Origin of the sequence: Bradyrhizobium sp. SZCCHNR1098 (assembly GCF_032489375.1) — a bacterium.
Classification (GTDB): Bacteria; Pseudomonadota; Alphaproteobacteria; order Rhizobiales; family Xanthobacteraceae; genus Bradyrhizobium.
The window spans coordinates 74,193-99,212 of record NZ_JAUEXY010000018.1 but is presented as its reverse complement, the minus strand read 5'-3'; the positions used below and the strand labels follow the sequence as shown (position 1 = coordinate 99,212).

The window sequence follows — 25,020 nt, the reverse complement described above, 5'->3', positions numbered from 1 at the left end:
CCTCGCAATGACGAAAGGAGAGTTCATGCCTCGTGTCCTCATCCCGCTCGCGATTGCCCTGGTCGGCCTCGCCCTGTTCGGTCACGGCGCTCTCATCCACGCCAAGGCGATCGTCGCACAAGTACTGCTCGACCGCGCCTTCACTAGGACCGTCGCGACGGGACATCCGGTCAAGCCGTGGTCCTGGGCCGACACGGTCCCGGTGGCGCGGATCGAGGTGAAGCGCCTCGGCGTCTCCACCATCGCGCTGGCCGGCTCCAGCGGCCAGGCGCTCGCCTTCGGCGCCGGCCATGTCGAAGGCAGCGCCGAGCCGGGCCAGCCGGGCATCGCGGTGTACTCCGCGCACCGCGACACGCATTTCCGCTTCCTGCGCGACATCAGGATCGGCGACGAGATCGACATCGTCAGGCGCGACGGCAACACCTTCCGCTACCGCGCCGACGCCGCCCGCGTCGTCCGCTTCGATGCCTCGGGCATCGATCCAGGGACCGACAGCGCCGAACTGGTGCTGTCGACCTGCTGGCCGTTCGACGCGCTGACGCAGGGCCCGGAGCGCTACGTGCTGCATGCGACGCTGGTCGCGGCGGGTGAATGATGGCTGGTCTTGGGAACCAGGCGCCGAATGACCATTTGTCACCGTGCCGCCCGCATGGGATGATCCGGCGGGGACAGCAAAGGCTCAATCTCAAGCGCTTCCGACATGCATTCCCAGGTTCAATATCTTCCGATCACGCCGGCCTTCTTCGCCATCCTGGTGCTGGCGTTCGGCGTCCTGATCGTCCTGATCCAGCTCGGCATCCTGCGCTACGCCTACATGAAGCTCGGCGTCAGCTCGGGCACCGCGATGCTGCTGCTGTTCGGATCGCTGATCGGCAGCTATTTCAACATTCCGATCACCATGCTGCCCGGGCAGGTCGCGCGCTCCGGCGAGATCATCGACTTTTTCGGCATGCAATATGTCGTGCCGCTGGTGCATCAATGGCCCGGCACCGTGCTGGCCGTGAATGTCGGCGGCGCCGTGATCCCGACGATCATGTCGACCTATCTCGTGCTGCGCTACCAGCTTTGGCTGCGCGCGGCGATCGCGGTGCTGGTGATCGCCGTGATCATCCACGCGATGGCAACGCCGGTGCAGGGCGTCGGCATCGCCGTGCCGGTGTTCGCGCCGGTCGTCGTGACCGCGATCCTGGCGTTCCTGCTGTCGCGCGAATATGCCGCGCCGCTGGCCTATATCGGCGGCTCGATGGGGACGCTGGTCGGCGCCGACCTGATGAACCTCGACAAGATCGGCAGCCTCGGCGCGCCCGTGGCCTCGATCGGCGGCGCCGGAACCTTCGATGGTATCTTCCTGACCGGGATTCTCGCGGTGCTGCTCGCGGGCCTCGCCGCCCCGTCCCGGCCCGGGCTCGCGCGCTGAGCTTCCAACCGGGAGACTTAACGGCTAAAATCGAGCAGAGGCAGCGACGGACACGGAATGCGCGCGATCAATCTCATCGTCGGAACCCTGACGATCGCGGCCGTTGCGGCCGGGATCAGCGGCGTCCTGATCAAGCAGAAGGCGCGGATCGCCCAGCAGCGCAGCGTCATGCGCGTCGTGTTCGACGGCGGCTCGGCGGCGGGCCTGCGCAAGGGCGGCCCGGTGAATTTCGACGGCGTGCAGGCCGGGCAGATCCTCTCGATCAACCTCGAAAGCCCGCGCAAGATCGTTGCCATGATCACGCTCGACAATTCGGCGCCGATCCGCAAGGACACCACGGCCGGCATCGAATTTCAGGGCCTGACCGGCATCGCCGCGATCTCGCTGGTCGGCGGCGCGCCGACGGCGCCGCCGGTGCCGTTCGATCGCGACGGGGTGCCGGTGTTGACGGCCGACCTCAAGGACCAGGAGACGATGGTCGAGACGGTGCACAACGTCGACAAATTCATCGTCAGCAATGCACCGGCCATCAAGGAGGCGCTGCAGACCTTCGAATCCGAGACCGCCTCGCTGCAGGAGAAGACGGCAGCGATCGACGCCGCGATCGACAAGGCCGAGGACGTGTTCAAGGGCTTCGACACGCTCGTGACCAGGATCGACGGCGCCATTCCCGGCTTCGCGGACGGCAATCCCGGACAGCTGTTCGATCAGATCAAGTCGATGCGCGAGCTCGTCGACAGTTTCAAGCGCAAATCGGCCAAGGTCATCGACGAGAGCCGCAAGACGCTGCTCGACATCAGCGACGGCGCCAATGCGATGACCGTCAAGTTCGGCGGCCAGCCGGCGGGTCCGGGTCCGCGCCGCGTGCCGGCGTCACGCTGAGGGACGGCGGATCGCGCCGCCCCTCGCGTTCAGTGGCTGATCATCCACGGCCGCGCCGTCGGAAAGCCCTTGGCGCCGCTCCTGGTCTTGGTCATCAACCGCGGCTGCTTCTTCGGCGAGCAGCAGCCGCAGCCCGGCCCGTGCTTCGCCTTGTATTCCGCGACCGTCTGCGGCGCGTGGCGGCTGCGCTCGTTGGTGGCATGCGCCGTGCGCCGCTCCGCCGGCATGCAGGCGAAGGCGGGTGCGGTGAGGATCACGCGCGGCGCCATGTCCTGGCATTGCGGACAGACCTGCGGCTCATCACATTCAGCCATCGGGCGCATGTCGGTGAATGGTCCGCATGTATCACAGAGATATTCATAGACCGGCATCGTCTCGTCTCCTGCGCAACAATCATCTCCATCTCACGCGGCGGATGCGGGGCGGCGAAACCACTGCCGTCCCGCACCCATCGCGCAGGGAGGAGAATTACTTGTCCGGCGAGATCGGCATCTGGATGTCGCCCGTGATGTGCTTGATCGGCCCCGCCGCCGATGGCATCACGTCGAAGTCGAAGATCTCGGTCGGCAGCCACAGGGTGGCGCAGGCATTGGGCACGTCGACCACGCCGGAGATGTGGCCCTGCACCGGCGCGGTGCCGAGGATCGAGTAGGCCTGGGCGCCGGAGTAGCCGAACTTCTTCAGGTACTCGATGGCGTTGAGGCAGGCCTGGCGATAGGCGATGTGGACGTCGAGATAGTGCTGCTTGCCGGCCTCGTCGACCGAGATGCCCTCGAAGATCAGGTAGTCGCGATAGTTCGGCGTGATCGGCGACGGCTTGAAGATCGGATTCTTGATCCCGTACTTCGCCACGCCGTCCTTGATGATGTCGACCTTGATGTGCAGCCAGCCGGCCATCTCGATGGCGCCGCAGAAGGTGATCTCGCCGTCGCCCTGGCTGAAATGCAAATCGCCCATCGAGAGGCCGCCGCCGGGCACGTAGACCGGGAAGTAGATCTTCGAGCCGCGCGACAGGTCCTTGATGTCGCAATTGCCGCCATGCTCGCGCGGCGGCACGGTGCGGGCACCCTCGGCACCGATCTTGGCCTTGACGTCGCCCTTGGCCTGGCCGGCGTGCGCGGTCGGCGCGAACGGCGGGTTGGCAAGGCCGGGCACGCGGGTCGGGTTGGTCGCGATCAGCGCCGTCTCGCGCTCGTTCCAGGTCGCCAGCAGCTTGGGATCGGGCAGACAGCCGATCAGGCCGGGATGGATCAGGCCGGCGAAGTTCACGCCGGGGACATGGCGCGACGAGGTGTAGAGGCCCTTGATGTCCCAGATCGACTTCTGCGCCAGCGGGAAGTGATCAGTCAGGAAGCCGCCGCCATTCTGCTTGGAGAAGAAGCCGTTGAAGCCCCACAGGCTCTCCTTCAAGGGACCGACGTCGAGCAGGTCGACGACCAGCAGGTCGCCCGGCTCAGCACCCTTGACGCCGATCGGGCCGGACAGGAAATGCACGATCGACAGGTCGATGTCGCGCACGTCATCGGCGGAGTCGTTGTTCTTGATGAAGCCGCCGGTCCAGTCGTAGGTCTCGATGATGAAATCGTCGCCGGGATTGACCCACTCCACCATCGGAATATCCGGGTGCCAGCGGTTGTGGACCTTGTCGTTCTCGTAGGCCGACTTGGTCAGATCGACCTTGATCAGTGTGTCTGGCATCAGAAGCTCCCCTTTTTACCTGCTTGGACGGAGTGGTTAGACGGACAGATATTTCGAGACCTGCGCGGCATCGACGGACTCGCGCGGATCGTCGCGGACGATCTCGCCGTTCTCGATCACCAGCACGCGGTCGGCGATGTCGAGCGCGAAGCTCAGCACCTGCTCGGAGACGACGATCGACAGCCCCTTCTCGTCGCGGATGCGCTTCAGGGTGCGCGCCATCTCCTTGATGATCGACGGCTGGATGCCCTCGGTCGGCTCGTCGAGCAGCAGCACCTTGGGCTTGGTCGCGAGCGCGCGCGCGATCGCGAGCTGCTGCTGCTGGCCGCCGGAGAGATTGCCGCCACGGCGGCCCTTCATCTCGAGCAGCACCGGGAACAGCTCGTAGATGTCGCCGGGGACCTCGGATTCGCCGGACACGACGAGCCCGGTCTCGATGTTCTCCTTCACCGTCATGGTCGAGAAGATCATGCGGCCCTGCGGCACGTAGGCGAGGCCCTTGGCGACACGCTCATAGCTCTTCAGGCTTGCGAGCTCGGCGCCGTCCATCGCGATCGAACCGCTCTTGGCCGGCAGGATGCCCATCAGCGACTTCATCAGCGTGGTCTTGCCCATGCCGTTGCGGCCCATGATCGCAACGATCTCGTTGGGCGCGACCTTGACGTTCAGGCCATGCAGCACCTCGCTTTGACCATAGGCGACATGGAGATCGGAGATTGCGAGCATCAATGGCTCCTGCAAAGTGATGAACTTGGATGAGGCTGCAGCAACATCGGCAGAGCGCTCCCTCCCCCCTTGTGGGGGAGGGTTGGGGAGGGGGGTGGCCCCAAGCGAGACTGCCGCCGTGGGCCCCCTCCCCTAACCCCTCCCCACAAGGGGGAGGGGAACGCGGCGTCATTCGGAGCGAACAGGATCGCGATCATCGCTCAATGCCCCAGATAGACTTCGACGACCTTGGGATCGTTCTTGACCCGCTCCATCGTGCCTTCAGAGAGGATCTGACCCTGGTGCAGCACGGTGACCTTGTGCGCGATGTCCTCGACGAACTTCATGTCGTGCTCGATGACGAGCACCGACCGATCCTTGATGATGCGGTTGAGCAACTCGGCGGTCTTGGCGCGCTCGCTGACGCTCATGCCGGCCACGGGCTCGTCGAGCATCAGCAGGTCCGGGTTCTGGATCAGCAGCATGCCGATCTCGAGCCACTGCTTCTGGCCGTGGCTGAGCTCGGCGGCCGAGGTCTTGAGACGGTCCTTGAGGAAGATCATCTCGGCGACCTCCTCGACGCGGTCCTTGACGACCGCGTCGCGCTGGAAGGTCAGCGAGCCGAACACGGTGCGGCCGCGCGGAAACGAGATCTCGAGATTCTCGAACACGCTGAGATCCTCGAACACCGACGGCGTCTGGAACTTGCGGCCGACACCCGCCTTGACGATCTCGTTCTCGCGCAGCTTCGTCAGCTCCTTGCCGCGGAACTGGATCGAGCCGGAGGTCGCTCTGGTCTTGCCGCAGATCAGGTCGAGCACCGTGGTCTTGCCTGCGCCGTTCGGGCCGATGATCACGCGGATCTCGTTCTCCTCGACATAGAAGGAGAGATCGTTGACCGCCTTGAAGCCGTCGAAGGAGACCGTGAGCGCTTCGACCGCGAGCAGGAATTCCTTGGGCTGGTGACCGATGAGCATCGCTGTCTCCTCACTCTGCGGGGGCGCCGTTGGCGACGAGCCCGCCATTGCCGGATTTCTTGGTGCGGGACGCCAGCAGGCGGTCGATGCGCGGCTGCACGTGATCGCCCCAGATGCCGGCCAGCCCGTTCGGGAAGGCAAGGACCACCGCAATGAAGAGCGCGCCGAGGCCGAACAGCCAGAGCTGCGGGAACGTCTCCGACAGGCTGGTCTTGGCGAAGTTGATCAGGATCGTGCCGTAGACCGCGCCGAAGATCGACAGCCGGCCGCCGACCGCCGTGTAGATCACCATTTCGATCGACGGCACAATGCCGACGAAGGACGGCGACATGAATCCGACTTCCAAGGTGAACAGGGCACCGCCGACCGCGGCGAACACTGCGGCAGCGCAGAAGGCAAAGATCTTGAAGTTGGCGACGCTGTAGCCGGAGAAGCGCACCCGGTCCTCCTGCTCACGCATCGCCACCAGGATGCGGCCGAGCTTGGTCAGGCGAATGAACTGCGCCACCAGGATGGCGACGAACAGCAGGAACACTTCGACGAAGTAGAGGATGAGTTTGGCGTGATCGGTGCGGATGTCCCAGCCGTGCAGGGTGCGCAGATCGGTGATGCCATTGATGCCTCCGGTATAGCCCTGCTGTCCGACGATCAGGATGGTCAGGATGGCGGCGATGGCCTGGGTGATGATCGCGAAATAGACGCCGCCGACGCGCCGCTTGAACATCGCGGCACCGATGATGAAGGCGAAGATCGCCGGCACCAGGATGATTGCCGCCAGCGCGAACGGAAAGCTCTGGAACGGCTTCCAGAAGAACGGCAGCTGTGTCAGCTGATTCCAGTCCATGAAGTCGGGAATGCCCGGCGTCGACTGGATCTTGGTGTTGGCGACGCTGGAGGCCTCCAGCTTCAGGAACATCGCCATGCAGTAGCCGCCGAGGCCGAAGAACACGCCCTGGCCGAGGCTCAGGATGCCGCCATAGCCCCAGCACAGCACCAGGCCGATCGCAACGAAGGCGTAGGTCAGATATTTCGCGACCAGGTTGAGGCGGAACACATCGAGCGCCAAGGGCAGGATGACGACGAGCAGGAGCAGCAGCGAGACGAAGCCGATGAGTTCTGATCGGTTGAAAAAGCGCGAGTTGATGATCATGACCGTGCTTTCTTGTTGGGCTGTCGGAGCTGGCTCACTTGCGGACCTTGAGGGCGAACAGGCCCTGCGGCCGCATCATCAGGATGGCGACGATCGCAAGCAGCGTGAGCACCTTGGCCATCGAGCCGGACATGAAGAACTCCATGGTCGACTGCGCCTGGGAGATGGTGAAGGCGGAGGCGATGGTGCCGATCAGGCTGGCGGCGCCGCCGAACACGACGACCAGGAAGGTGTCGACGATGTAGAGCTGTCCGGCCGTCGGACCGGTCGAGCCGATCATGGTGAAGGCCGAGCCCGCGACGCCGGCAATGCCGCAGCCGAGACCGAAGGTGTAGCGGTCGACCTTCTCGGTGTTGATGCCGACGGCGCCGGCCATCACGCGGTTCTGCACCACGGCGCGAACCTGCTTGCCCCAGCGCGACAGGAACAGGACGTAGGCCACCACGAGCGTGATCAGGATGGTCAGGCACATCACGAACATGCCGTTGATCGGGATCTGGATGGCGTCGGTCGCCTGCCAGGAGCCCATCATCCACTCGGGGAGCTCGACGCCGACCTCGCGGGCGCCGAACACCGAGCGGTAGGCCTGCTGCAGGATGAGGCTGAGGCCCCAGGTCGCGAGCAGCGTATCGAGCGGCCGCTTGTAGAGTCGGCGTATCATCGCCCATTCGACCAGCATGCCGAGCGATCCGGAGGCGATGAAGGCGAATATCATCGCGACGAAGAAGTAGCCGGGAAACAGCGAGGGGAGGAAATGCTGGAAGGCGTTCGACGTCATCCAGGTGACGTAGGCGCCGAGGATCATGAACTCACCATGCGCCATGTTGATGACGCCCATCTGGCCGAAGATGATGGCGAGCCCCAGCGCCATCAGCACGTAGACCGAAAACAGGATGAGGCCCGCGAAGCCCTGCATCGCGAAGATGGCCCCGAGGTCGCCGATGGAATAGTCACCGAACATGATCCGTCCTCTCGTGATGCCCTGCAGGAGATGGATCGGCGTGCGGCACAGCGTGTCCGCGGCCAAGATCGTTCCCCCCCCCTTGTGGGGGAGGGCTAGGGAGGGGGGCCTCCGCGCCGAGCTGTGGGTGGGGTACCCCCCTCCCCAACCCTCCCCCACAAGGGGGGAGGGAGCGCACCGTCAACGGCGCGCCAGAGACGCAGGCTTACTGATAGCCCTTCGGGAACGGATCTGGCTCGACCAAGTCGGCGGTCTCGTAGATCAGCTCGTACTGACCGTCCGCCTTGGCGCGACCGACGCGGGTCTTGGACCAGAGATGGTGGTTCTCGTGGATCCGAACATAACCTTCCGGCGCGCCCTTGAACTCGATGCCAGGCGAGGCGGCGGCGACCTTGTCGATGTCGAAGCTGCCGGCCTTCTCGACCGTCAGCTTCCACAGCCACGGGCCGAGATAGGCAGCCTGGGTGACGTCGCCGATCACGGTCTTCTCGCCCCACATCTTCTTGAATTCGGAAACGAAGGCCTTGTTGTTCGGATTGTCGAGCGACTGGAAGTACTTCATGCAGGCATAGGCGCCAGCGATGTTCTCACCGCCGATCCCGTCGATCTCGTCCTCGGTCACGGAGATGGTGAGCAGCGTCTGCTTCGACATGTCGATGCCGGCTGCCTTGAGCTGCTTGTAGAACGCGACGTTGGAGCCGCCGACGATGATCGCGTAGATCACGTCCGGCTTGGTCAGCTTGATCTTGTTGATCACCGAGTTGAACTGGGTGTGGCCGAGCGGGAAATATTCCTCGCCGACGACCTTGGCGCCCTGCAGATGGCCCTCGATGTGCTTGCGCGCGATCTTGTTCGAGGTGCGCGGCCAGATGTAGTCGGAGCCGAGCAGGTAGAAGGTCTTCGCGCCCTTGGTCTTGTTGACCCAGTCGAGGCCGGCGATGATCTGCTGGGTCGCCTCCTGGCCGGTATAGATGACGTTCTTCGACTGTTCGAGGCCTTCGTAGAAGGTCGGGTAATACAGCATGCCGTTGTACTGCTCGAACACCGGCAGCACCGCTTTGCGCGAGGCCGAGGTCCAGCAGCCCATGACGGCGGCGCATTTGTCGTTGACCAGCAGCTTCTTGGCCTTCTCGGCGAAGGTCGGCCAGTCGGAAGCGCCGTCCTCCTGGATATACTTGATTTTGCGGCCGAGCACGCCGCCGGCGGCATTGATCTGCTCGATGGCGAGCTTCTCGGCCTGCACCGAGCCGGTCTCCGAGATCGCCATCGTGCCCGTGACCGAATGCAGAATGCCGACGGTGACTTCGCTATCCGTGACTGCAAGGCCGGTGGTGTTGACTGCAGAGGTTGCAGGGCCTGCGCCGAAGGACGGCCGCGGCATCATGGCGAGCGCCGGGATCGCGGCCATTCCCATCAGCAATTGGCGCCGAAGTGGCGACTTCAGGCCCTTTTTGGTTTCGTCTGACATGAGCACCCCATTCATTGGTTCGAGGACACGCGTTGGGTCGGACGAAGGATGGCGCGCTTTGTGCAACGCACGGATACGCAAGATTGCGTATACTGCACCGCAAAAGCGCGACGTAGGCTCTGCGTAGGTCTTGCGAGCGGCAGGACAAAGCGTGCGGGCGATCCGCTTCGCGTGAGGAGTTCGAGAGTGGCAGGGCGGCAGCGGATCGACCGCGTCAGGCGCCAATACAACCAGTGGGTCGCCAACCAGACGTTGGAGGACTATGCACTCCGCTTTACGGCCAAGAGCGCGCGGCGCTGGTCCGCCGCCCGCGTCGCCAACACGGCGCTGGGCGCGATCTCGTTCCTCGCACTTGAGGCGATCGGCGGCACCATCACCTTGAACTATGGCGTCGCCAACGCGACCGCCGCGATCCTGGTCGCCAGTGTGATCATCTTCTGCTGCGGCCTGCCGATTGCCTACCATGCGGCCAAATGCGGCATCGACATCGACCTGCTGACCCGCGGCGCCGGCTTCGGCTATATCGGCTCGACCATCACCTCGCTGATCTACGCGTCGTTCACCTTCATCTTCTTCGCCATCGAGGCGGTCATCCTGGCTTCGGCGCTGGAGATGTGCTTCGGCATTCCCCGGCCGATCGGCTATCTCATCAGCGCCGTTGTCATCATCCCGCTCGTCACCTACGGCATCACGCTGATCAGCCGCTTCCAGCTGTGGACACAGCCCCTGTGGGTCGTGCTGCACATCCTCCCCTTTGCCGCGATCGCCTATGCCAGCCCGCACTCCTTCGTCGAATGGCAGCAGTTTCCCGGCGAGCACGGCGATCCCATGGGCCATCTCGATCTGGCGCTGTTCGGGACCGCCGCGGCGGTCGTGTTCTCGCTGGTCGCCCAAATCGGCGAGCAGGTCGACTTCCTGCGCTTCCTGCCGCGTGACCGCCGCACGTCCAAACGGTCGTGGTGGATCGCGCTGTTGTCGGCTGGCCCCGGCTGGATCGTGCTCGGGGCACTGAAGCTGCTGGCAGGCTCGTTCCTCGCCTTCTTCGCGCTGAGCCACGGCGTCTCGGCCGAGCACGCCGCCGAACCGGCACACATGTATCTGGAGGCGTTCCGTTATGTACTGGCCCGGCCGGACTTGGCGCTTGCGTTGACCGGCACCTTCGTGATCGTCTCCCAGATCAAGATCAACGTCACCAACGCCTATGCCGGCTCGATCGCCTGGTCGAACTTCTTCTCGCGCCTGACGCACAGCCACCCCGGCCGCGTGGTTTGGCTCGTGTTCAACGTCGTCGTCGCGCTGCTGCTGATGGAGATCGGCGTCTACAAGGCGCTGGAGCAGACGCTGGCGCTGTACTCCAACATCGCGATCTCCTGGGTGGGCGCGCTGGTGGCCGACCTCGTGATCAACAAGCCGCTGGGCCTGCGCCCGCCGCAGATGGAGTTCAAGCGCGCCCATCTCTACGACATCAACCCGGTCGGGGTCGGCGCGATGACGATCGCGACGATCGTCTCGATCAGCGCCTTCTATGGCCTGTTCGGGCCGACCGGAAAGGCGCTATCGACCTTCGTCGCGCTCGGCGTCGCGCTCGTCACCGCGCCTGCGATCGCCTATCTGACCGACGGCAAATACTATCTGGCACGCAAGCCGAAGCGGAGCTGGCAGAACATCGAGCAGATCCAATGCTGCATCTGTGAGCATCACTTCGAACCGGAGGATACCGCCTCCTGCCCGGCCTATGCCGGTCCGATCTGCTCGCTGTGCTGCTCGCTCGATGCCCGCTGCCACGACCTGTGCAAGCCGCACGCGCGGGCCCAGGCTCAGGTCGCAGCGGCGCTCAGCGGCATGCTGCCAGAGTCGTTGCTGGCCAAGTTCAACTCGCAGCTCGGTCATTATGTCGGTGTATTTCTGACATCGGCCGGGCTCGTCGCGCTGACGCTCGGCATGATCTATCTGGAGACGTCGGCGGCGCTGCCGGGCTTCAAGGGCATCATCTCCGATGTGCTGTGGAAGGTGTTCTTCGCCCTCTCCATCATCATCGGTGTCGTGACGTGGCTGTTCGTACTGGCCCAGCAGAGCCGCCGTGCGGCCGAAGACGAGACGCGGCGGCAGACCCAGCTGTTGATTCAGGAGATCGAGGCGCACAAGCGCACCGATGCAGAGTTGCAGCGCGCCAAGGAAGTTGCAGAATCAGCCAATCTCGCCAAGAGCCGCTATGTGGTCGGCCTCAGCCATGAGCTGCGCTCGCCGCTGAACGCGATCTCCGGCTATGCGCAACTGCTCGAGCAGGACACGAGCCTCGCACCGAAGCCGCGGGACCAGGTTCGCGTCGTCCGCCGCAGCGCCGATCATCTGTCCGGCCTGATCGACGGCATTCTCGACATTTCCAAGATCGAAGCCGGGCGGCTGTATCTGTCGCGCGACGAGGTCCGTCTCAGCGAATTCCTGGATCAGCTCGTGGGCATGTTCCGATTGCAGGCTGCGGCGAAGGGCGTCGACTTCGTATTCAAGCGGCCGGCGGTCCTGCCGCTGGTCGTCTATGCCGACGAGAAGCGGCTGCGCCAGATCCTGATCAACCTGCTGTCGAACGCGATCAAGTTCACCGGGGAAGGCAGCGTCCAGTTCGTCGTGCACTATCGGAGCCCGGTGGCCGAGTTCGAGGTGATCGACACCGGCCCGGGCATCCAGCCCGACGATCTGGAGCGCATCTTCGCGCCCTTCGAGCGCGGCGCGCTCGGGGCCGCGCAGCCGCAGACCGGCACGGGACTGGGCCTGACGATCAGCCGTCTGCTCGCCGGCGTCATGGGCGGCGACATCAAGGTCGAGAGCAGCGTCGGCGCCGGCAGTACGTTCAAGGTCAAGATCCTGCTGTCCGAGGTGACAAACCCGACGCGGCATGCGCCGGTGAAGGCGCCGGTGGCCGGCTATCTCGGGCCGCGCAGGACGATCCTGATCACCGACGATGATCCTGTGCATCGCGACCTGCTGCGCGAGGTGCTGACGCCGCTCGGCTTCATCCTGCTGAGCGCGCCCGACGGTCCCGCCTGCCTCGCGCTCGCACAACACTGCCAGCCGGATCTGTTCATTCTGGACATCTCGATGCCCGGCATGGACGGCTGGACAGTGGCCGAGACCTTGCGCAACAGCGGTCATCATCAGGCCCGGATCCTGATGACATCTGCGAGCGCGCTCGAAGCGCACGGCCGGCCGTTGGCGCAACCCTTTCACGACAGCTACCTGATGAAGCCGATCGACATCCCAAGGCTGCTGGAGGCGATACGTCAATTGCTGAAGCTCGAATGGAGCTACCAGACCGACATGCCCGTGGCCCCGCCACGCTGGCGGCCGGACACCGGATCCCGGCCGCCGCTCAAATATGTCGAAGAGCTGATGAGCCTCGGCCAGATCGGCTACATCAGAGCCATTCAGCTCAAGCTCGACGAGATCCGCAACGCGCATCCCGAGCATGCCGACTTCGTCGCCCAGATGCGCACGCTCATCGACCGCTTCGATCTCGATCAGTACATGGCAACTCTGAAGACCTTGCACGCCTATGAGCATTGACAGCAAGAAGCGCGACGTCGCGCTTGTCGTCGACGACTCGCCGGAGACGCTTCGGCTGCTCACCGACGCGCTGGATGGGGCCGGCATGACCGTCATGGTTGCGCTCGATGGCGCCGCGGCCATGCGCATTATCGACCAGATCACGCCGGACATCATCCTGCTCGATGCGGTCATGCCCGGCATGGACGGCTTCGAGACCTGCCGCAAGCTCAAGCGCGAGACAGGCCTCTCCAACGTCCCCGTGATCTTCATGACCGGGCTCGCCGACACCGAGCACATCGTGCAGGGACTGGAGGCCGGCGGAGTCGACTACGTCACGAAGCCGATCGCCGTCTCGGAGATGCTGGCGCGCATCCGCGTGCATCTCGCCAACGCCCGGATGACGCAGAGCGCGCGCGCCGCGCTCGACGTCTCCGGCCGCTTCCTCCTCGCCGTCAACCGCGACGGCCGGCTGATGTGGGCAACGCCGCAAGCTCAGAAGCTGTTGTCGGACAGTTTTGGCACGGCGGAGGAGCTCGTGCTGCCGGAAGCGCTGCGGCTCTGGCTGGATCAGGCGCAGAACGGCAAAGGCAGCGCCAAGGCCGCCGCTTCGATTCCCGATCATCCCGAATTGCGCCTCTACTACATGGGTGGAGCCGGGCCGAACGAGTTCCTGCTGCGGCTCGCCAAGGAGTCCTCCGGCGAGCTGCCCAAGCAGTTCTCCAGCGCGTTCGGTCTCACCACGCGCGAGGGCGAGGTGCTGTCATGGCTGTCCAAGGGCAAGACCAACCGCGACATCGCGCAAATCCTGGGACTGAGCCCGCGCACCGTCGACAAGCACCTCGAGCAGATCTACGCCAAGCTCGGCGTCGAGAACCGTACCGCCGCCGCGGCTGTCGCGACCGGTGTGGCGCGGCGGGAGGGTTGAGGCGAGCCGACCAGCGGGCCCCAACCATCACTGTCGTCCCGGGCAAGCCCTGCGGCGCGAAGCGCCGGCGGGCGCCGACCCGGGACCCATACCGCGTGATGTCGCTTGAGGCAGGACGAAAGTTGACGTTGTGCCCAGCACACCTGCCGGTGGCTATGGATCCCCGCTTTCGCGGGGACGACGCCGTCTTTGGAGCGGCACACCGGCCGTTAAAAGCTCACCCGTACACGAACGCCGGATCATCCAGATCGATTGCCGGGATCTGGTCCTTCTCGCTCCAATAGTCCTGGCTGTGCTGCCACTCCGGCTTGTCGCCGCGCTTGGGCAGCAGATGCATGTTGCGCATCATGTAGCCGGGGTTGAAGTTCTCCGGGTCGATCCATGGCAGCAGCGGCATGTTGTGATCCTCCGGGCGCAGCGCCGGCACGACCTTGCTCACACCTTTTTCTTTCATGTGCGCGAGCAGGCGGCACACGAAATCCGCGACAAGGTCCGTGCGCAACGTCCAACTGGCGCGGAAATAGCCGAACACCCAGGCCAGGTTCGGCACGCCGGTGAACATCATGCCGCGATAGGTCACGGTGTCAGCGAAGTCGAGCGGCTTGCCGTCGATCGTAAACGCGATGTCGCCGAGCACGCAGAGATCGAAGCCGGTCGCGGTGACGACGATGTCGGCGTGCAGCTCGTCGCCAGACTTGAGCTTGATGCCTGTCTCGGTGAACCGCTCGATCTCGTCGGTCACGACCGAGGCCTTGCCGCTCTTGATGCCCTCGAACAGGTCGGCATCCGGCACGAAGGCGATACGCTGCCGCCACGGACGGTAGCTCGGGGTGAAGTGCTTGGCGGTGTAGTCGGGTCCGAGGATGGCGCTGATCTGGCCGATCAGCTCCTTCTTCACCTGGTCGGGCTCGGTCAGGCAGCGCTTGGTGAACCAATCCTGTTCGAACAGGATCTTGCGCCTGACGATCTCATGGATCCATTCCTCCTTCACCTGCAGTCTCCGCAGCTCCTCGGCCAGCTCGATCGCATTGCGGCCAACGCGGAAGTAGGTCGGCGACCGCTGCAGCATCGTCACATGCGCGCATTGGCCGGCGATCGAGGGCAGGATGGTCGCGGCCGTCGCACCGGAGCCGATCACCACGACCTGCTTGCCCGTGAGATCGAGATCCTCGGGCCACAACTGCGGATGGACGATGCGGCCCTTGAACTTCGCCATGTCCGGCCACTCCGGCGTGTAGCCCTTTGAGTGTCGGTAGTAGCCCTGGCACATCCAGAGAAAATTCGTTGTAAAGGTGACGGGCTCGTGATCCCTGCCCTTCACCGCTTGGACCGTCCAGAGACTGGTCGCGCTCGACCAACTCGCGGACAGGATGAGGTGGCCATAGCGAATGTGGCGGCCAAGGTCGTTCTCCTCGATCACGTCGCCCATGTAGTTGAGGATCTCTTCCGCGGTCGCGATCGGCGGCCCGACCCATGGCTTGAAGCTGTAGCCGAACGTATGCAGGTCGCTGTCGGAGCGGATACCGGGATAGCGGTGCGTCCGCCAGGTGCCGCCAAAGCTGTCCTGGCTCTCCAGGATCACGAAGCGCTTGTCGGGCATCTGCTTGGTCAACTGATAGGCGCTGCCGACACCGGAGATGCCGGCGCCGACGATCAGCACGTCGAAATGTTCGGTCGCGTGCGAGGACGCGGCCTCCCGGATGGGCGCGATGACGTTCATGGGAGTCCCTGGGCTTTGGTCTTGATGTTGTTTCCTCGCGCGACAGGCTGAACCCGATCACGACGATGGTCAACCCGCGACCGCGAGCCGCAACCCAGCCCTGAACGATCTCAATTTCCGCTGAGCGGCATGCCCCATTGCCGCGCGGTCTGTGCGACCCAGTCGCGATACAGCGTGAGCGGCGTGACGCCGGTCATGCCGCCGCAGCCGTCGCCGAGATTCGGTCCGGTCGACCATGAGATGACGCCGATCAGCACCTGACCTTGCGGCTGCGTCTCGAAAGCAGGCCCGCCGGAGTCGCCGGTGCAGCCGCCCAATCCGGGCCGCACGCCTTGCGTCGCCGGATCGACGAGCCGGATCTGCAGCGTGCCCGGTTTGCCCGTCGCAACCAACGCCGCCCCGCGCACCATGCCGCCGCTCTTTCCGTCGCCTGGGACAGCGACACCGATCCCTGCGACCGTGAACGCGTTGCCGGCGGCAAGCGGCGGCTGCGGCACGCCAAGCGCCGCTGGCACGCGTTCTTTCACGGGCACCTCCAATTCCAGCAGCGCGACATCGGCGGTGGCGCGATGCGCCACGATGGCCTGCACGCTGAAGCTCGGATGCACCGCCACCCGTCGGACCGTCTTGAGAACCGGCTTGCGGTCACGATCGTATTCCACGATGCGGTAATCGAGCCCCGGCTGCACGCAATGTCCGGCGGTCAGCACCAGCTTCGGGGCAATCAGTGCGCCGCTGCAAAAATTGCCGCGCGAGCCGACGATCGTGACCACGGAGCGGCCGATGCCGTCATTCAGCGCCGGCGCGTTGCCGACGATGGCAAGGATTGGCGATGGCGCCAGCAGGACGGCGGCTGCAATGATTGCGTGAGACGGCTTCATCGCGGCAGCAATAGCGGCTGCGGCCGATATCGCCAAGTGCGGCGTCCCGTGCTAGCGATCATCCGGGAATCGAGGGAGGACGGGACTGACATGGTCGAGGCGGTGATCTTTGATTTCGGTGGCGTGATGACGACATCGCCGTTCGAGGCCTTCGCGCGGTTCGAGAAGGAGCGCGGCTATCCTGCCGACATCATCCGCAACACCAATGCTGCCAACCATCTCGAGAACGCCTGGGCGAAATTCGAGCGCGCCGAGATCGACCTCGACACTTTCGACCGGCTGTTTGCGGAGGAGTCGCTGGCGCTCGGTGGCGCAGCGGTCAGCGGGCGCGAGGTGCTGCCGCTGCTCGCCGGCGATCTCCGGCCCGGCATGGTCGAGGCGCTCCGCCGCATCAAGGCGGAGTGCAAGACCGGCTGCATCACCAACAATCTGCCGGCGAACGCAATCGGCAGCCAGGGCGGCCGCTCGTTGTACGTCGCGGAGGTGATGGTGCTGTTCGATCACGTGATCGAATCGGCCAAGATCGGGCTGCGCAAGCCCGATCCGCGGATCTACCGGATGATGACCGAGACGCTCGGCGTCAGCCCCGCGGACTGCGTCTACCTCGACGATCTCGGCGTCAACCTGAAGCCGGCGCGCGAGATGGGCATGACGACGATCAAGGTTGTCAGCGCATCGCAGGCGATTACGGAGCTGGAAGCCGCGACGGGACTGCGCCTGCGCTGATCGTCATTGCGCGGCGCTCTTGCGCTGAAGCGAGCCGGAGGCTTCGCGGGATTCTGGATTGCTTCCGCCTTCGCCCTTTGGGCTTCGGCGGACACGTCGCTGCGCTCGCAATGACGAGGATATTAATAGTTCGTTTGGTTCGCCCGCTCGGGAAATGCGGCCGCCAGCGCCGCGCCGTCAGCCTGCAGCACGCCGCGCTCCGTGATCAACCCCGTCACCAGCCGTGCCGGGGTGACGTCGAAGCCGTAGTTCGCAACCGGCGAGCCCGGCGGAACGATGCGCACGGTCTCGATGCGACCGTCGGCGGTGCGACCCGTCATCTCAGTAACCTCCTGCGCGCTGCGCTGCTCGATCGGGATCTGCCGTCCCTCGGCAACGGCGAAGTCGATCGTCGGCGACGGCAGCGCGACATAAAACGGCACGCCATTGTCGTGCGCGGCCAGTGCCTTGAGATAGGTGCCGATCTTGTTGCAGACGTCGCCATTGGCGGCGACGCGGTCGGTGCCGACGATGGCGAGATCGACCATCCCATGCTGCATGAGATGGCCGCCGGTGTTGTCCGGGATGACGGTATGCGCCACGCCGTGATGCCCGAGTTCCCAAGCGGTCAGCGAGGCGCCTTGATTGCGCGGCCGTGTCTCGTCGACCCAGACATGGATCGGAATGCCGCGATCGTGCGCAAGATAGATCGGCGCGGTCGCCGTGCCCCAATCGACGGTCGCAAGCCAGCCGGCATTGCAGTGGGTCAGCACGTTCACGACTTCGCCCGGCTTCTTGCGCGCCGCGGCCGCCTCGATCAGCGCGAAACCGTGCGCGGCGATGCCCTGGTTGATCGTGACGTCCTCGCCGGCAATGTCGACGGCGCGCGAATAGGCCGCATCGCGCCGCTCCGACGGTGCCAGCCGGCGCAGCATCGTGCTCATCGTGTCGAGCGCCCATTTCAGGTTGATCGCCGTCGGCCGCGTCGCGATCAGCATCTCGTAGGCGCGGTCGATGCCAGGATCGGAGCGGTCGTCGCGCATCGCCAGCGCCATGCCGAACGCGGCGGTGGCGCCGATCAGCGGCGCACCGCGGACCAGCATGCCGCGGATCGCGTCCGCCGCCTCCTCGCATGTCGTGATCTTCGCCACCACGAACTCGTGCGGCAATCGGCGTTGATCGATCGCGCAGACCGACCAGCCGTCGGAGTCGAGCCAGATGCTGCGATAGTGCCTGCCGTCCACCTTCATGTTCGATCTCCCCTCAACCACGCAAGATACGGCCTGCGATCGCATCGAGCTTCTTCAGAAGCTCGGGATCGCGCGCCTCCGGCGCAGTGATCAAGGCGGTGTCGAGCGCTCGGTCGGAGCCGATCGGGCACGGTTCATGCTCGCGCGGAAACTCCTGGGCGAGCCGCGCCACCAGCGATTTCGCCTTGTCGGCGTTGGTGGTGAGCACGCGAATGATATCCTGCACGGTGACGGCGTCGTGATCCGGATGCCAGCAGTCGAAGTCGGTCACCATCGCGACCGTCGCGTAGCAGATCTCGGCCTCGCGGGCGAGCTTCGCCTCCGGCATGTTGGTCATGCCGATGACCGAATAGCCTGACGCCTTGTAGGTCATGCTTTCGGCATAGGTCGAGAATTGCGGCCCCTCCATGCAGACGTAGGTGCCGCCGCGCGCGATCGCGATGCCCTCGGCCTCGGCCGCAGCCGCGAGATGAATCCGCAACCGCGGTGAAACCGGATGCGCCATCGAGACGTGGGCGACACACCCCCTGCCGAAGAACGAGCTCTCGCGCTTGTAGGTGCGATCGACGAACTGATCGACCAGCACGAAGGTGCCCGGCGGGAGCTCTTCCTTGAACGAGCCGCAGGCCGACAGCGACACCAGGTCGGTGACACCAGCACGCTTCAGCACGTCGATATTGGCGCGGTAATTGATGTCGGACGGGGACAGCCGGTGTCCCTTGTCATGGCGCGGCAGGAACACGATCGGCAGGCCCGCGATCGTCCCCCGGCGTACCGGCGCCGACGGCTCACCCCAGGGACTCGCGATCACCTCTTCGCGGGCATCTTCCAGTCCCGGCAGATCATAGATGCCCGAGCCGCCGATAATGCCAAGCACAGCCTTCGTCATGACGTCCCCATCTCCAGCGGAGACGAGAATGCCAGCTTTGCGGCGAATTGAAAACAGCGACGCGGTGATCCGCGGGGCATGGCAACTGGGTCAGGCGGCCTTCGCTGCCGCCAACTGACCGCTCACCAGGCGCTCCAGCGTTGCGATGGACTGGAAGTTCTCCGGCGTGATCCGCTCCTGCGGAATGGTGAAATCGAACTCCGCCTCGATCGCCAGCATCAGGTTGACCATGTCCATCGAGGTCAGCCCGACATCGACGAGCTTGGCATCCGCCGCCACGTCGGCGGCCGTAGAATTCTGCGCGAGGATATCACGCACGAGCGCCACGATCCTGCGACTGACATCGACATCGAAACTCGGCATGGGGTCCTCTTCACTCGCGACTTGTTCCGGCGCGTCGGATCTGATCGACGCACGCGCAGGGGAGATAACGCAATTCGGCGTCGAAAGAGTTACGCCGCATCCCCATTCCAGTCTGAACTCGTCTTAACGCTAACGGCTTGGTCCAAAATTCTCGGATCGAACCAACCGGAAATTAACCCCCACCCGTCGATTGCGCGGCGTTTACCCTGAATTTCGTCGACGCATTTGAATCAAATCCATACCCTGCGTTGCAGCCCAAAGAAGGCGCAGCGCATCGGCCTGCTACTGCGGATGCGCGTGCCGCTCTCTCAAAGAGACAAGATCCGGAGTATCGATCGACCATGACTCTCCAGGGAACCGCGCTTCGCAACCCGATCCCCGACGACGGCGACAGCCTCCTGCTCGATCGCAGCTCCTTATTCGTCCAGCGGACCGCCGCTGTTGCGACGCAGGCCGCGGCGGAGGCCGAAGAGGTCGACCGTGACGGCCGCTTCCCGAAGGCCGCGATCGATGCGGCACGCGAGCACAAGCTGCTCGGGATGCAGATACCCGTCGAGTTCGGTGGCTTCGGCGCCTCGATCCACGACATTGCCGACGTCTGCTATGCGCTCGGCCGTGCCTGCGCCTCCAGCGCCATGATCTTCGCCATGCACCAGACCAAGGTCGCCTGCCTGGTTCGTCACGGCCGCGGCAGCGCTTACATGGAATCTCTGATGCGCCGGATCGCATCCGAGCAGCTGCTGATGGCGTCGTCCACCACCGAGGGACAGAACGGCGGCAACATCCGCGCCAGCGCGGCGGCCGTCGGTCACGAGGGTGATCGTATCACCTTGAAGCGCGACGCCACGGTGATCTCCTATGGCGCGGAAGCCGATGGCCTCGTCACGATTGCCCGGCGCACCGACGGCGCCGCCGCCTCCGACCAGGTGCTGCTGGCCCTGACCCAGGATGACTACACGATCTCGCGCACCCTTGGCTGGGAAACGCTGGGCATGCGCGGCACCTGCTCAACCGGATTCGCGCTCGAGGTGAGCTGTCCCTCCGACCGCATGTTCACCGAGCCCTACGATCGCATCCACGGCCAGACGATGACGCCGTTCGCACATCTGTGCTGGTCGTCGGCCTGGGCCGGCATCGCTGCGGCTGCCGTGGAGCGCTCTCAGCGCTTCCTGCGCAAGGCCGCACGCGGCGCCGGCGGACAGCTGCCGCCGGCAGCTGCGCATTACACCGCGGCGAAGATGGCGCTGGCCCGGCTGCGCGCAATGATCGTCACCAACATGGATGCCTTCGTCGCCCACGAATATGACGAGCGGGCGCTGAGCTCGCTCGACTTCCAATCCTCGATCACGCTGTTGAAGGTGCAGGCCTCGGAACTTGCCGTCGAGACCGTAATGCATGCCATGCGCGCCTGCGGCCTCTCGGGTTATCGCAACGACGGCGAGTTCTCGATCGGCCGCCACCTCCGAGACGTTCTGTCGGCGCCGATCATGATCAACAACGACCGTATTCTCACAAACATTGCCACGGCCAACTTGATGAGCACGGTACCGACCTCGCTCCATGAATGATCACGCCGATCGCAGCCATTGCCTCCACTCAGGATTTGCACAATGACGATTCCCGTTCTTCCGCAGTCGCCCGAGATTGCGCCCCAGCCGGCCGACGCGCTCGATCATTTGACCCGCGCCCTGTTCCATCGCATGGGCGCAGATGGCGTCTATGCGCGGACCGCGCTGTATGAAGGCGTGGTGGAGCGGCTCACGACGCTCATCACGCGACATCGCGAGCCCGGCACGGAGGTCATGCGCTTTCCGCCGGTCATGAGCCGCGCCCAGCTCGAAAAGTCGGGCTATCTCAAGAGTTTCCCCAACCTGCTCGGCTGCGTCTGCGGCCTGCACGGCACCGAGCGGGACATCCACGAGGCCGTGGCACGTTTCGACAAGGGCGGCGACTGGACCACCTCATTGTCACCAGCCGACCTCGTGCTGTCGCCCGCGGCCTGCTATCCGGTCTATCCGATCGCGGCGAGCCGCGGCGCCGTGCCGGTCGACGGCCTGCGCTTCGACGTCGCGGCCGATTGCTTCCGCCGCGAGCCGTCGCGTTATCTCGACCGCCTGCAGTCGTTCCGGATGCGTGAATATGTCTGCATCGGCACGCCCGACGACGTCTCGGCATTCCGTGACCGCTGGATGGTGAAGGCGCAGGCGATTGCCCGCGATCTCGGCCTGTCGTTCCGGGTCGATCACGCCAGCGACCCGTTCTTCGGCCGCGTCGGCCAGATGAAGGCGGTCAGCCAGAAGCAGCAGGCGTTGAAATTCGAGCTGCTAGTGCCTCTGCGCTCGGAAGAGCAGCCGACCGCCTGCATGAGCTTCAACTATCACCGCGAGCATTTCGGCACCACCTGGGGCATCATCGACGCCGATGGTGCACCGGCGCACACCGGTTGCGTGGCTTTCGGCATGGATCGCCTCGCGGTCGCGCTATTCCACACCCACGGCATCGATCCGACGCGCTGGCCGTCGCGCGTACGGGAAGCGCTGCAGTTCGAGCGCCAGGCAAGCACCGTCGGCTGACGCCACGAAGCCGCCGTCGAGGGATCGGCAGAACATCTCATGGGCGCGCCCAAGCCGCCGATCCGGTGCCGCGAGATCGGAGACTCCGATCTGGACGCGATCACCGATCTCTTGACACGCGGCTTCCCCCGGCGGCCCCGCGGCTATTGGTCGAGCGGCCTGCAGCGGCAAGCCGCGCGCCCGACGCCCGACGGCTATCCACGCTACGGCTATCTGCTCGAGCAAGACGGCAATGCGGTCGGCGTCCTGCTCGTCATCTACAGCGATCGCGGCACGCCTGCGGAGCCGCAGATCTGGTGCAATCTGTCGAGCTGGTATGTCGAACCCGCCTTTCGCAACTACGCGACGATGCTGACGAGAATCGCGCAGCGTCGGCCGGAGGTCACTTACGTCAATATCAGCGCCGCAAGGCAGACCTGGCCGATCATTGAGGCGCAAGGATTTCGCGCCTATTGCAGCGGCCTGTTCTTTTCGATGCCCGCGCTGTCGCTGGCTGGCCTCAGTTCGACGGTTGAGAAGGTCAGGGCAGACGCCCGCACCGTGGATGGCGTTCCGTCGGATGAGGCCGAATTGCTGATACGCCACGCGCGCCATGGCTGCCTCAGCGTGGTGGTGCGATCGACGGCGGGCCCCGTTCCGCTGGTGCTGCAGAAGGTCCGCATCCGGCAGGGACGCTTCGCATTGCCTGCGATGCAGCTGATCTACTGCCGCAGCATCTCCGACTACGTTTCCTGCGCCGGTACCGTCGGCCGCCTGCTGCTGCGTCGCGCCGCCGTTTCTGTCATCATCGACGCTAACGGGCCGATTGACGGTCTCGTCGGCATCTACACCGAGCGGCGCGGCCGGAAGTACATCAAGGGACCGCAGCCGCCGCGCCTCGGCGATCTCAGCGACACCGAGCTGCCGCTGTACGGCCCCTAGCTCAGGCGGCTGCCCTGACCTCATGCGCATAGTCCCAATACAGCCGGCGCGCACGGCTGAACACCGGACCGATCGGCAGGGCCCGGTCATCGATGCGAATGACCGGTGCGACCTTGGCGAAATTGCCCGACGAGAAGATCTCGTCGGCGGCCAGGAAGTCCGCATAGCGCAGCGTGGTCTCGACCACGCTGACGCCGTCGGCTCGCAGCAGCTCGGCCACGCGCTGGCGGGTGATCCCGTTGAGAAACGTGCCGTTCGGCACCGGCGTGAACACCACGCCGTCCTTGACCATGAACACGTTGGCATTGCCGAACTCGGCGACGTTGCCGAGCAGATCGAGCATCAGGCAATTGTTGAAGCCGCGCGAGGCCGCCTCGATCAGCGCGCGCGAATTGTTCGGATAGAGGCAGGCCGCCTTGGCATCGACCGGCGCGCACTCGGCGGTCGGCCGCCGGAACGGCGACAGCGTGATGGCGTTGCCCGTCGGCTGCGGCATCGGCGCTTCATAGATGCAAAGGCACCAATTGGTGGTCTCGGGATCGAACAGGACACCGCCGCCGGCGCCATGCTGCGCCCAGTACATCGGGCGGATGTAGAGCTCGGCTCTCGCTCCGAACCGCGCGATCCCCTCCCGCGCCAACCCCATCCAGGTCTCGACGTCCACCACCGGCTTGAGCCGGAAATTGATCGCGGACTGATTCACGCGCGCGCAGTGGCGATCGAGATCTGGCGTCACGCCTTCGAATGCGCGTGCCCCGTCGAACACGGTCGACGCGAGCCATGTCGCGTGGGTCCGGACGCCCATGATCGGCGCATTGCCCTCGCGCCATTCGCCGTCGAAGAAGGTCCAGGTCTGCGAGTAGCTGACAGGCTTGACGATGTGGGTCATGGCGGCGCTCCCGTTCGGCATCGATCGTGTCTGCACTTCTGGCGTGAATATTTTAAGGATTTCCCCGTCGCGACCTGCTGCTCACGATCGATTCACTGCTGATGGGCACAATGCCCGATGCCTTGGTTAATTGGAGCTGTCATGCCGCTCGACCCTCGCGCCCAGCGCCTGCTTTCGATGGTGGCTGCCGCTGTGCCGGAAAGCCAGGAGCGTCCGGGCCCCGCGCAGCGGCGGCAGTCGCTCGCCAAGCTGATGCAATTCGCGCGCAACGACTGCGGCGCCGTCATCACGCGGGACGGCAATTTCTCCGGGCCCTCCGGGCTGCTTCGTTATCGCCTGTATACGCCTGCAGCAGGCCCGGATGATACTGGGGCGCCCCTCCCCGGCTTCGTCTACTTTCACGGCGGCGGTCTCGTGGCAGGCAGCATCGACACGCACGACAAGGTCGCCGCCGCGCTTGCCGCCGCCTCCGGCTGTCGGCTGCTCTCGATCGACTACCGCCTCGCGCCTGAGCACAAGTTCCCCGCAGCGATCGAGGATGCGATCGCGGCGGTTCACTTCGCCATCGATCGCGCGGCCGCGCTCGGCATCGACGGCGGTCGGATTGTGATCGGCGGCGATTCCGCGGGCGCCACGCTCGCCGCCGCCGTTTGTCAGCAGGCCGTCGGCAGCACCAATCTCAGGATCGCGCTGCAGTGCCTGATCTGTCCAGTGCTCGATTTCTCCAATTTCTGGCCGTCGCGCGAGCTGTTCGGGACCGGCCACCTGATCGACAGGGCGACCTGGCAGGCCGACCTCGCCGACTATCTGGTTGGCGAGGTTGATGTCGCCAATCCACTGATATCGCCGTTGTGCCGTGAGACGCTGGCTGGGCTTCCCCCCGCCGTGATCCACACCGCGGAATTCGACGCGATGCGTGACGAGGGCAATGCCTACGCGGCACGGCTCGCGGAAGCTGGTGTCACGGTCGCGCATGTCTGTCACAACGGCATGGTCCACAATTTTCACGCGCTTGGCGCGATCCTGCCGCAGGCCAAAGCAGCACTGGATCTGGTCGGACAGCAAATTCGGTCCCTCCTCCCGGTCCCAACCGCACGCTAATT

General features: G+C 64.9%; 23 protein-coding genes. 10 read left to right on the top strand and 13 right to left on the bottom strand.

Annotation, left to right across the window (positions count from 1 at the left end; all coding sequences use genetic code 11):
- Positions 1 to 25: 25 nt before the first annotated feature.
- From QX135_RS29860 to QX135_RS29850, 3 genes are all read left to right on the top strand, one after another.
- Positions 26 to 595: a class GN sortase gene (locus QX135_RS29860; RefSeq protein ID WP_316179019.1), complete on the top strand. Its 570-nt coding sequence runs from the start codon at positions 26 to 28 to the stop codon at positions 593 to 595.
- Positions 596 to 700: 105 nt separating this feature from the next.
- On the top strand, positions 701 to 1,417 hold the full coding sequence (locus QX135_RS29855; protein WP_316179017.1) for a DUF1614 domain-containing protein: 717 nt from the start codon (positions 701 to 703) through the stop codon (positions 1,415 to 1,417).
- 57 nt (positions 1,418 to 1,474) lie between these two features.
- Positions 1,475 to 2,299, top strand: a complete 825-nt coding sequence (locus QX135_RS29850; protein ID WP_316179016.1) for an MlaD family protein — start codon at positions 1,475 to 1,477, stop codon at positions 2,297 to 2,299.
- A 29-nt stretch (positions 2,300 to 2,328) separates the two neighbouring features.
- On the opposite strand, the gene QX135_RS29845 is transcribed toward QX135_RS29850, so the two are convergent.
- The 7 genes from QX135_RS29845 to urtA form a co-directional block, all read right to left on the bottom strand.
- Positions 2,329 to 2,670 (bottom strand): zinc ribbon domain-containing protein, encoded by a 342-nt coding sequence (locus tag QX135_RS29845; RefSeq protein WP_315798764.1) that lies wholly within the window; start codon positions 2,668 to 2,670, stop codon positions 2,329 to 2,331.
- A 97-nt stretch (positions 2,671 to 2,767) separates the two neighbouring features.
- Complete coding sequence (fmdA, locus tag QX135_RS29840; protein WP_316179013.1) at positions 2,768 to 3,997, bottom strand: formamidase; 1,230 nt, start codon at positions 3,995 to 3,997, stop codon at positions 2,768 to 2,770.
- 36 nt (positions 3,998 to 4,033) lie between these two features.
- Entirely contained in the window at positions 4,034 to 4,723 is a 690-nt protein-coding gene (urtE, locus tag QX135_RS29835) for an urea ABC transporter ATP-binding subunit UrtE (protein ID WP_316179010.1), read from the bottom strand.
- A 200-nt stretch (positions 4,724 to 4,923) separates the two neighbouring features.
- Positions 4,924 to 5,679 carry an urea ABC transporter ATP-binding protein UrtD gene (urtD, locus tag QX135_RS29830; RefSeq protein ID WP_316179008.1) on the bottom strand — a complete coding sequence of 252 codons (756 nt, stop codon included), beginning with the start codon at positions 5,677 to 5,679 and terminating at the stop codon, positions 4,924 to 4,926.
- A gap of 10 nt (positions 5,680 to 5,689) precedes the next feature.
- Positions 5,690 to 6,829 carry an urea ABC transporter permease subunit UrtC gene (gene urtC, locus QX135_RS29825; protein WP_316179006.1) on the bottom strand — a complete coding sequence of 380 codons (1,140 nt, stop codon included), beginning with the start codon at positions 6,827 to 6,829 and terminating at the stop codon, positions 5,690 to 5,692.
- 34 nt (positions 6,830 to 6,863) lie between these two features.
- Positions 6,864 to 7,790: an urea ABC transporter permease subunit UrtB gene (gene urtB / locus QX135_RS29820; RefSeq protein WP_315740603.1), complete on the bottom strand. Its 927-nt coding sequence runs from the start codon at positions 7,788 to 7,790 to the stop codon at positions 6,864 to 6,866.
- A gap of 205 nt (positions 7,791 to 7,995) precedes the next feature.
- Positions 7,996 to 9,258, bottom strand: coding sequence for an urea ABC transporter substrate-binding protein (gene urtA, locus QX135_RS29815; protein ID WP_315798761.1), 1,263 nt, complete (start codon positions 9,256 to 9,258; stop codon positions 7,996 to 7,998).
- A 186-nt stretch (positions 9,259 to 9,444) separates the two neighbouring features.
- On the opposite strand from urtA, the gene QX135_RS29810 reads away from it, so the two are divergent.
- Both QX135_RS29810 and QX135_RS29805 read left to right on the top strand, forming a co-directional pair.
- Positions 9,445 to 12,819: an ATP-binding protein gene (locus tag QX135_RS29810; protein ID WP_316179004.1), complete on the top strand. Its 3,375-nt coding sequence runs from the start codon at positions 9,445 to 9,447 to the stop codon at positions 12,817 to 12,819.
- Positions 12,809 to 13,726, top strand: coding sequence for a response regulator transcription factor (locus QX135_RS29805; protein ID WP_316179002.1), 918 nt, complete (start codon positions 12,809 to 12,811; stop codon positions 13,724 to 13,726). Before QX135_RS29810 ends, QX135_RS29805 begins: the two co-directional genes overlap by 11 nt.
- Before the next feature lie 217 nt (positions 13,727 to 13,943).
- Here the strand turns inward: QX135_RS29805 and QX135_RS29800 are convergent, their stop codons facing one another.
- Both QX135_RS29800 and QX135_RS29795 read right to left on the bottom strand, forming a co-directional pair.
- On the bottom strand, positions 13,944 to 15,446 hold the full coding sequence (locus tag QX135_RS29800; RefSeq protein ID WP_316179000.1) for an NAD(P)/FAD-dependent oxidoreductase: 1,503 nt from the start codon (positions 15,444 to 15,446) through the stop codon (positions 13,944 to 13,946).
- Between the two features lie 110 nt (positions 15,447 to 15,556).
- A complete protein-coding gene (locus QX135_RS29795) occupies positions 15,557 to 16,327 on the bottom strand; it encodes a S1 family peptidase (RefSeq protein ID WP_316227616.1) in 771 nt (256 codons plus the stop codon).
- Positions 16,328 to 16,417: 90 nt separating this feature from the next.
- Between QX135_RS29795 and QX135_RS29790 the strand changes: the two genes are divergently transcribed.
- Complete coding sequence (locus tag QX135_RS29790) at positions 16,418 to 17,053, top strand: HAD-IA family hydrolase (RefSeq protein WP_316162356.1); 636 nt, start codon at positions 16,418 to 16,420, stop codon at positions 17,051 to 17,053.
- A gap of 122 nt (positions 17,054 to 17,175) precedes the next feature.
- Here QX135_RS29790 and mtnA read toward each other — a convergent pair whose 3' ends face one another.
- The 3 genes from mtnA to QX135_RS29775 form a co-directional block, all read right to left on the bottom strand.
- Positions 17,176 to 18,282 carry an S-methyl-5-thioribose-1-phosphate isomerase gene (gene mtnA, locus QX135_RS29785; RefSeq protein ID WP_315740610.1) on the bottom strand — a complete coding sequence of 369 codons (1,107 nt, stop codon included), beginning with the start codon at positions 18,280 to 18,282 and terminating at the stop codon, positions 17,176 to 17,178.
- Positions 18,283 to 18,295: 13 nt separating this feature from the next.
- Positions 18,296 to 19,171: an S-methyl-5'-thioadenosine phosphorylase gene (locus QX135_RS29780; protein ID WP_315778504.1), complete on the bottom strand. Its 876-nt coding sequence runs from the start codon at positions 19,169 to 19,171 to the stop codon at positions 18,296 to 18,298.
- A gap of 90 nt (positions 19,172 to 19,261) precedes the next feature.
- Positions 19,262 to 19,534, bottom strand: a complete 273-nt coding sequence (locus QX135_RS29775; RefSeq protein WP_316178997.1) for a phosphopantetheine-binding protein — start codon at positions 19,532 to 19,534, stop codon at positions 19,262 to 19,264.
- A gap of 341 nt (positions 19,535 to 19,875) precedes the next feature.
- Here QX135_RS29775 and QX135_RS29770 point away from each other — a divergent pair, with 341 nt between their 5' ends.
- From QX135_RS29770 to QX135_RS29760, 3 genes are read left to right on the top strand one after another with little or no spacing between them, the layout of a single operon-like run.
- The gene (locus QX135_RS29770; protein ID WP_316178995.1) at positions 19,876 to 21,102 is read left to right on the top strand and encodes an acyl-CoA dehydrogenase family protein; all 1,227 of its coding nucleotides are present in this window, start codon (positions 19,876 to 19,878) and stop codon (positions 21,100 to 21,102) included.
- 42 nt (positions 21,103 to 21,144) lie between these two features.
- Entirely contained in the window at positions 21,145 to 22,107 is a 963-nt protein-coding gene (locus QX135_RS29765; RefSeq protein WP_316178993.1) for an amino acid--[acyl-carrier-protein] ligase, read from the top strand.
- Between the two features lie 39 nt (positions 22,108 to 22,146).
- A complete protein-coding gene (locus QX135_RS29760) occupies positions 22,147 to 23,028 on the top strand; it encodes an acyl-CoA acyltransferase (protein WP_316178991.1) in 882 nt (293 codons plus the stop codon).
- Position 23,029: 1 nt separating this feature from the next.
- Here the strand turns inward: QX135_RS29760 and QX135_RS29755 are convergent, their stop codons facing one another.
- On the bottom strand, positions 23,030 to 23,917 hold the full coding sequence (locus tag QX135_RS29755; protein ID WP_315778511.1) for a branched-chain amino acid aminotransferase: 888 nt from the start codon (positions 23,915 to 23,917) through the stop codon (positions 23,030 to 23,032).
- 141 nt (positions 23,918 to 24,058) lie between these two features.
- Here QX135_RS29755 and QX135_RS29750 point away from each other — a divergent pair, with 141 nt between their 5' ends.
- Positions 24,059 to 25,018: an alpha/beta hydrolase gene (locus tag QX135_RS29750; RefSeq protein ID WP_316178989.1), complete on the top strand. Its 960-nt coding sequence runs from the start codon at positions 24,059 to 24,061 to the stop codon at positions 25,016 to 25,018.
- Positions 25,019 to 25,020 lie beyond the last annotated feature (2 nt).